Origin of the sequence: Bradyrhizobium hipponense (assembly GCF_008123965.1) — a bacterium.
Classification (GTDB): Bacteria; Pseudomonadota; Alphaproteobacteria; order Rhizobiales; family Xanthobacteraceae; genus Bradyrhizobium; species Bradyrhizobium hipponense.
In genome coordinates, this window is the sequence record NZ_VSTH01000233.1 from 24,180 (window position 1) to 33,166 (window position 8,987).

The following is an 8,987-nucleotide window of genomic DNA, read 5'->3' on the forward strand; positions in this document are numbered from 1 at the left end:
ATCGGTACCTGCGCCGGTTTGCGAAGTCCCTTCACAAGCTCGCCCCATATGTGTCAGATTTTGGCTCAATCCTTATTGTCTGGGCGGGCAAATGCCGAGGGACCCTCTCAGCCGAACTCTGTTCGGCTCAAATGTCGACACTGACATCCAGCCCCTGTGGGAGGACGGTGATCGCGCGTTCTGCCGTGCGTGGCGCCGGCAAATCCACGGCAGCAGGGCTGTCGTGCTTGTGGTGCGGCCCATCGCGGAACACTCAGCGACGCTCGACCGCCTCGCCCATGAGTGTGAGCTGAGGGAGGAGCTCGACGAGGCATGGGCGGTGCGGCCGTTGGAACTCATCCGGGAAGCTGGTCGGACTATGCTGGTCCTGGAGGATCCAGGCGGCGAGCCTCTGCTAAATTTACTCGGGATCCGTATGGAGCCCGAGCGCTTCCTGCACCTCGCTGTTGGTATCACGAGGGCCGTGGGCAAGCTTCACCGGCACGGCTTGGTCCACAAGGACCTGAAACCCGCTCACATTCTGGTCAATTGTCCTGACGAACAGGTGCGACTCACTGGGTTTGGTCTGGCTTCCCGTCTTTCCCGCGAGCGCGTGCCGCCTGAGCCTGCCGAGTTCATCGCCGGCTCGCTGCCCTACATGGCGCCCGAACAGACCGGACGAATGAATCGCTCAGTCGACTGTCGCAGTGATCTGTATTCACTTGGCGTGACATTCTATCAGATGCTGACCGGCGCGCTGCCGTTCACGGGCTCAGATCCCTTGGAGTGGATCCATTGTCATATTGCAAGAAAAGCAACACCGCCTGTCGAGAAATCGCAAAACCTTCCGGAGCCAATCTCTCAGATTGTGATGAAACTCCTCGCGAAAACCGCCGAGGAACGCTACCAGACTGCCGCTGGCCTTGAGCACGATCTGCAACACTGTCTCGCAGCATGGGCCAACCACGGTCGCATCGACCCATTTGAGCTTGGCGCAGACGACACACCTGATCGGTTGCTCATCCCCGAGAAGCTCTATGGCAGAGCCCGCGAGATCGAGACCTTGCTTGGCTCTTTCGATCGAGCGGTGAAGAGCGGCGCGCCGAGGTTGGTGCTGGTTGCCGGCTACTCCGGCATCGGTAAGTCCTCGCTTGTCCAGGAGCTACACAAAGTACTCGTGCCCTCGCGCGGACTGTTGGCATCAGGCAAATTCGACCAACTGAAGCGCGATGTTCCCTATGCGACATTAGTGCAGACCTTTCAGAGTCTTGTGCGTCCTCTTCTCAGCAAAAGTGAGGGCGAACTCGCGACTTGGCGGCAAGCGCTTCGGGAGGCGCTCGGCGCGAATGGACGGCTGATGGTCGAATTGATCCCCGATCTGAGCCTGATCATTGGCGAGCAGCCCGCGCCTGCTGAGCTTCCAGCCCGGCAAGCGCAAGTTCGTTTCCAGCTCGTGCTTCGCCGCTTTATTGGCGTGTTCGCCCGGCGAACCCATCCATTGGTGCTCTTCCTCGACGATTTGCAGTGGTATGACGCCGCAACACTCGACCTGATCGAGGATCTGCTGACCCAGCCGGATCTGCACCTGCTGCTGATTGGAGCTTACCGCAGCAACGAAGTTGATGCAGGCCATCCACTCAAACGCAAGCTCGAGTCCATCAGGAGAGCCGACGTAAATCCAGAGGAGATCACGCTGTCGCCGCTCACTGCAGACGATGTAGCGCAGTTGGTCGCGGATACCCTTCGCTGCGGACCAAAACGCGCTGCCCCGCTTGCAAAATTGGTGCATCAGAAGACGATGGGCAATCCGTTCTTTGCCATTCAATTCTTGTCTGAACTGGCCGAAGAGCAGCTGTTGACGTTCGATCACGAGTCGGCGCGCTGGCGTTGGGATCTCGAGCGCATTCACGAAAAAGCCTACACGGAGAACGTTGTGGACCTGATGCTCGGCAAGCTCATCCGCCTGCCCGAGGAAACGCAGAACGCGCTGCAACAGCTGGCCTGTTTCGGCAACATCGCCGGGACGGTGGAGCTTGCGATCGTGCTCGAGACTTCAGAGGAGCAGGTGCACGCGACCCTGTGGCCGGCGATCCGGCAGGAACTGATCGTGCGTCATGGAACAGCCTACCGCTTCGTCCACGATCGCGTTCAAGAGGCGGCCTACTTGCTGATGCCGGAATCCTCGCGCGCTCCTGCCCATTTGCGGATCGGTCAGATGCTTGCGGCACATGTCCCTGCGGACAAACGCGAAGAGGCCATCTTCGATATTGTCAGTCAGCTCAATCGAGGTGTCGCACTAATCGATTCCGGTCAGGAGCGAGAGCAGCTTGCGCAGCTGAACTTGGTCGCAGGGCAGCGTGCCAGGGCGTCGGCGGCCTACGCCTCGGCACTCACATATTTCACCCTCGGTGCTGCGCTGCTCGCGGAGCACTCTTGGCAAAAGCGCCACGAACTCGCGTTCGCACTGGAGACAAGCCGCGCCGAATGCGAATTCTTGGTAGGCCGGCTGGACATTGCGGAGAGGCTCCTGTCCGCGCTGTCGAAGCGCGCTTTGAACGCGCCCCAACGAGCAACGGTCGCATGTTTGCGGGTCGATCTTTACTTGACCCTCGGTCAGCACGGGCGGGCGGTACTCATAGGCCTCGAATATCTGCGCGACGTCGGGATCGAGTGGTCGCAGCATCCGACTGACCAGGAAGCACTGGCCGAATATCAGCGGATGTGGTCACAGCTGCCCGACGCAATCGAGGATCTTGCTGGTTTGCCTGGAATGACAGACCAGGCCTCGCTTGCCACGATTGCCGTCTTGACGCGGATTCTTCCGCCGGCAGGTTTCACGGACGCCAATTTATCCGCTTTGGTCATCTGCAGAGCCGTCAGCATCAGCCTCGAATACGGCAACACTGATGCTTCCTGCGCCCATTACGCATGGCTAGGCCGAATCTCGGCCGGACGCTTCGGTGACTACCAAGCGGCTGATAAATTTGGTCGTCTTGCTTGCGACCTGGTTGATCGCGGTGAGTTTTCCCGTTTTCGGGCTCCCGTCTATTTGGCCGTCGGAGGCAACGTGATCCCGTGGACGAAGCCCCTTAGAGATGGCCGAGTTTTGATCCGGCGAGCGCTCGAAGCTGCGGTCAGTAGCGGCGATGTCATCTATGAGGCGTACAGTTTGGTTCATCTAACCTCAAATATGATTATGGCCGGAGATCACCTCAAAGAGGTACAGATCGAGTTAGAGAAGAGCGCTGCTACGATCCGGAAGAGAAAGGTGCAGTTTGCTGCTGATGCCATGCATGCTCAGCTTGCAATCATTAAAACCATGCGCGGCCTCACGCGCTCATTCGGTTGCTTCGATGACCAACAATTTGACGAGCTAGACGTTGAACGATCGTTGGCAGGAAATCCGGCGTCACCTAGCGAAACCGTCTACTGGATCCGCAAACTTCAGGCGCGATTCCTATCCGGCGATTATGCTGCGGCTGTTGGTGCTCGCTCGAAGGCCGAGCCCAAACTATGGACCATACCAACAGAGCCCTTGATCGCGGAGTTTCACTTCTATGGTGCGCTGTCTCACTCATGTTATTGCGACAGGCTGGGCGAAAGCGAACAACAGCAACATCGAGATATCATTGATGCACATTACAGACAACTGCAGATATGGGCGACGAATTGCCCCGAAAACTTTGAGAATCGGGCTGCCTTGGTCGGGGCTGAAATTGCGAGGCTGGAATGCCGGGATGCAGACGCAATGCGGCTGTACGAACACTCAATCCAGACCGCGGGACGTAACGGTTTCCCCCACCACGAGGGGATCGCTTGTGAACTTGCAGCGCGCTTTTATGCTGCGCGCAGTTTTGACAGGATCTCCCGGGTTTACCTGCAGGACGCGCGGCGCGGCTACCTTCGTTGGGGAGCAGATGGCAAGGTGCGTCAACTCGACGAGCTGAATCCCAATCTCAGCCATGAGGAGACCACTCTTGCCGTGAATGGCATGAGGATCGGAGCTCCGGTTGAGCATCTTGATCTGGCGACGGTGACCAAAGTGTCGCAGGCGATTTCCGGCGAGATTGTGCTTCGAAAGCTAATCGACACGCTTATGCGGACTGCCATTGAGCAGGCCGGCGCCGAACGAGGTTTGTTGATTCTGCTGGATGGAGGCGAGCTACGGATCGAGGCGGAAGCCACAACGGTAGCGGATACGCTGCTTGTAAAGGTGGATGAACAGCCCGTGACTCCGATGGCTCTTCCCGAGTCCGTGCTGCATTTCGTCCTGCGTGTCCGCGAAAACGTCATTCTCGAAGATGCTGCCGCCCAGTCTTCATTTGCGGAAGATCCGTATATCCGCGAGCGCAAAGCGCGTTCTATTCTTTGCCTGCCACTGATCACGCAGGGCAAGCTGATCGGCGTACTTTATCTGGAGAATAATCTCGCCCCGCGCATATTCTCGGCTGCCCGCAACTCCGTGCTGAAAATGCTTGCCTCTCAAGCTGCAACAGCGCTGGAAAACGGCCGGTTGTACAGCGAAGTGCAGCAACGGGAGGCGAAAATCCGGCGCTTGCTCGACGCTAACATCATCGGAATCTTTATCATCCGCGAAGGGGGCGAGATCATCGAGGCAAATCAAGCCTTCCTCACAATGGTTGGATACGACCAAGAGGATCTTCTCGCAGGGCGAGTGAACGGTCTGGACCTGACACCGCCAGAATGGCACGAGCGCACAATGGATGCTCGGACAGAAGCAAAAAGGACCGGAGCTGTTCAGCAGTTCGAGAAAGAGTATGTTCGGAAGGATGGCAGCCGCGTGCCGGTGCTAATTGGCCTCGCCGTATTCGATGAGCGACAGGACCAAGGTGTTGGCTTCGTCCTCGACCTGACAGAGCGAAAGAGAGTGGAAGCGGAAGCCCGTGAAAGCGAACGACGGTATCGCGAGACTCTGATGGGCCTTGCACACGCCAATCGGATCACGACAATGGGACAGCTGGCCGCCTCGATCGCGCATGAGGTCAACCAGCCGATTGCGGCGATCAGCAGCAATGCGGGGGCAGGGCTAAATTGGCTCGGTGCTCAACCGCCAAATCTGGAAGAAGTTCGGCAGACCTTCGGATTGATTGTCCGTGACAGTATGCGCGCTGGTAACGTGATCCGTCGGATCCGCGCTCTTATGAATAAGGCTCCGATACAAACGGAGCTTCTTGCAATTGACGAATTGATCTTAGAGGTGTTGGCCCTAGTTCGCGCGGAGCTTTCAAAAAATGATGTTTGGGTGCAAACCCGGCGGCCTGAGGCTTTGCCGCTTGTTCGAGCAGATCGCGTTCAGGTCCGGCAGGTGATTCTCAACTTGATCACGAACGCCATTGAGGCCATGAGCGAGATCAAGGAAGGCGACCGCGAACTACTGATCAGCGCGCGGACAGATGGCTCGAATAATGTATTGGTCAGTTTTCGGGATACGGGTCCAGGACTCGATCCAAACAGCGCAGACCGCGTGTTCGAGGCTTTTTACACCACCAAATCCGAAGGCATGGGCATGGGGCTTGCCATTTGCCATTCTATTATTGAGGCGCACGGCGGCCGGATGTGGGCGGGCCCGAATGATCCTCGCGGGGCGGTCTTTCAGTTCAGCATGCCCGTTGCGCCGGAGGGCGTGAATCGGGCGGATCAGGTCTCTTGAACGTCTTAGGTTCGATTTCGATGTCGAGCAGGGGTGCTATCGGGGAGCCCCGATCATCGTGACAGAAGCGAGCGGCGTGACCTTGCGAATTTGAGACATTCGCTTCTTGCTGCCCCGTCGGGGAGTATTGGAGCGACCGCAGATTGTCAGGGAATTGTCAGAAGATCTGCAATCTGGCCGCAACCGTCAGGTTCAAGACGCTTTGAGGGCTTCCTGCAAGTCTGTTGAGACTTGCAGGGCGTCGAGCGGAATCAGGCGAAAGCTGCAGACGCAGTGTTCGCGAGAATGACGGCAATCGCCATTGAGGAAATGGAGGAAATCCACGTGATACGGGGTCGTTTACAATAGGTCGTGCGGGTTGGTCATCCTTTCGGAATGAGGTGAGCCACACGACGGGTTTCGTCACGGTCGCTCTTCGACAAGCCCTCAATGACGCCGGCGCGATCCGCCGCGTTGCGGTTCTGGCTCATCTTTCGCGTGCCATCGAGCCGTGTAATTTGCAATCGCAGACCGACAATCCCCTTAAGCTCCGCTTTGATGAAATCGGCAGGGGCGTCCGAGACGGCCCAGCGGTCTTTGCCCGAGCGCTCATGCGCATCGGTTACTCGCGTGACCACCTCCAGCAGCCGATCGGCATCATCGAAGAATTCGACCGGCCCGTAGGCATGCACAGCGACATAGTTCCACGTCGGTACGGCCTCGCCTCTCTCGTGCTTCGTCACGTACCAGGAGGGGCTGATATAGGCCTGCGGCCCAGCGAAGGTCGGCGATATCAACAACTTGGAAGGAGGGCGGCGTGTACATCGGCGAGGCTCCCCGGTCGCCCGACGGAAAGCCGGGCGACACATGATTTGAACTGGAGTACGCCTCATGCTGGATCACAGAAACAGCCAGTTTTGGCGGGTAGTGTCAGTCCTCCGCGCGCGCAAGCCCCTGGGGAACAGCCAACCTATGTGCGTCAGAGGTGCAGATCGGAGAGCGGCTTTGCAAGCTGGCCAGCGGTTACCTTCGACGCGGCGTTTGCAGACGAATTCGGCTTTTGGTGGCGATCACTGCAGCACATGAGCAGCTTCAGCTCAGGGCTATGCGTGGGACGACCAGAATTGCGGCTGAGCCCTGCCGCATCACCTCGCCGCGCCACGACTCGCAGGTTGGTGGTGACTGGCTGTGCTAGATCCGCCCCCGGACTGGACGGACATATCAAAAACAAGGAGGTCGTAGCCATTCCGTCGGCGTGATGTTTGCCGGCCTTGAAATCGATAAGGAGACATCCCCGTGTGTGTCCGGCACGCGGTGTATGGGGTCAGTCTCGCCCATCTATAGCCCAGATGAAGGGGCCTGACATCCGACGTGCAATCCAGGAGCTCGAGATCCCCCGCCTATCTGTCTCCCGCGCGATGCGAATGATCATGCACAACGCGTTCTGGTGCTGGTCGAAAATGCCGAAGAGCCGAAGCGCCTCCCGCCGGTTCAGCGAAACTTCACGAGTGACGGCCCATTCGCGCAGGCCAACGTGTTGCAGCCTTCAGTATTCTGGAATTGCCAAGCTTATCTCGATCAAACGGTCGCTTGTTCAATGGCTACCCAGATCCATCGCAGCTGGTACGAAGCCTGCGGCCGCACACTTCGGCTGTGGTGTAGCATGGCTCCGATATTCCGATCCTGCCTTATTGAGGACGATCTGATGGCATTAACGCCGCATGCTGATGGCCTATTCCAGTTCAGCATTTGGGTTCGAGAGTCCCGGTCCTCGGGCGGATTTTCCGGGTAACAGAGAGAGCATACGCCTATGAAGGACACGATGAAGTACATCACGCGTTCGTTGCGCGTGCTCGGCGGACTTGCTGTCGTCCTCGGCGTCTCTTCCGTGCTCGGATCGAACAATGTGCGATCCCAAGCCCTCAAAGGCTTTGGCGTTGGAGCGACGGGCGGTCTTGGAGGCGAGGTAGTTGAGGTCAGATCAACCAAAGCTCTGAAATATGAGTTGTGTCGTTCGTACAGCTTCGGGTACTGCAATGACAATAATCCGCGCGAGATCCAGGTAATCGGAACCATAGACTTTACCGGTACGGAAGGGCGGGGCGAGGGACAGGGTTGCCAATACGGCCGTGCTTGTTCGGCACCTTACAACCGTGAATCCCTTCTCCTTATGGACGGCAACGACGCGCATTGCGATGGCAAGGAGAAGACGTTGGTCGGCTTCGATACGGCCGGCAAGCGCCCGCTGGAAATTGGCTCAAACAAGACAGTGATCGGCGTTGGCCCGAGCGCTACAATCAAAGGAAAGGGACTGCGTCTGAATGGGGTCAGCAACGTCGTTATTCGCAACCTGACCATCAGTGATATCAATGAAGGCGTGATATTTGCCGGCGATGCTATTGCAATCGCACGAGCCGACCTGGTTTGGATCGACCACAACCGATTTCATAACATCGGGCGGCAGATGATTGCCGGCGGCTTTGGTCCTACGACGAATATTATGATTTCCTGGAACGACTTCGATGGCAGCGATACCTTTTCCTCCTATTGTAACGGGCAGCACTATTGGAATCTCCTGTTTCTTGGTGTCCCGCAGACGATCACCATCGCAAATAACTATTTCCATGAGATCTCGGGGCGGGCACCGCACATCGACGGGGCGCAGGCCATTATTCATCTCGTTAACAATTACTTCCACAACACGAATGCGCAACAGAGCGGCGGATTCTTCCATGCGGTGGATGCCGGATCATCTGTGCAAGCACTGATCGAGGGTAATTACTTTGACAATATTGAAACACCCGTAAAGACTGGTAGTGGACATATCTTTGGCATCTTAGGCAAATCCAGCGGGACCGTGCGGAACATCTGCCTTACCGTGCTCGCACGTCGGTGCATCGAGAACATCGCGACCCCAGTGCCGCGGATCAATGGCTTTCGCCTAGATGAAACCGTAATTCAGTCGTTTGGAGCTCTTCCAAGATCATCTATTCCTCTTCCATTTCGAGCGGATGATGTTCCGGCCATGATCACGGCCGGGGCAGGTCCCGGACACCTTGAGAGCCGGTGATGGCTCGTTCGCAGATGCGGCTCGAGACTTGGCCGATTGCCGCAAACAGTTGAGCGGAAGGCGCGTACTGGACGAGAACGGCACGCACGGCTGGCTGCCCGACGTTGCACGAGGACCGTATGGCCTTTCTCTTCGGGTGCCGAGCAGTACAATTCCTGTCGATTATGCGTCCTATGCCTTTCCCCGCCGACCCAGGCGCTCGTCTCAAAGTTTGCGTCCGGTTTTTGGCGGGTTCGGGTTGGAAAGAGGAGGGGAGGCGGCATCGAGCTCCTGGCAACTGTTCGAATT

Annotated in this window: 2 protein-coding genes and 1 pseudogene; 2 read left to right on the forward strand and 1 reads right to left on the reverse strand. The window is 57.6% G+C overall.

What is annotated here, in order from left to right:
* Window positions 1–91: 91 nt before the first annotated feature.
* Window positions 92–5,650 carry a trifunctional serine/threonine-protein kinase/ATP-binding protein/sensor histidine kinase gene (locus tag FXV83_RS40760; RefSeq protein ID WP_148745669.1) on the forward strand — a complete coding sequence of 1,853 codons (5,559 nt, stop codon included), beginning with the start codon at window positions 92–94 and terminating at the stop codon, window positions 5,648–5,650.
* Window positions 5,651–6,012: 362 nt separating this feature from the next.
* Here FXV83_RS40760 and FXV83_RS40765 read toward each other — a convergent pair.
* Window positions 6,013–6,411: pseudogene (locus FXV83_RS40765) on the reverse strand (FMN-binding negative transcriptional regulator); the annotation flags it as partial.
* A 1,040-nt stretch (window positions 6,412–7,451) separates the two neighbouring features.
* Between FXV83_RS40765 and FXV83_RS40770 the strand changes: the two are divergent.
* Window positions 7,452–8,699, forward strand: coding sequence for a pectate lyase family protein (locus FXV83_RS40770; protein ID WP_210250801.1), 1,248 nt, complete (start codon window positions 7,452–7,454; stop codon window positions 8,697–8,699).
* Window positions 8,700–8,987 lie beyond the last annotated feature (288 nt).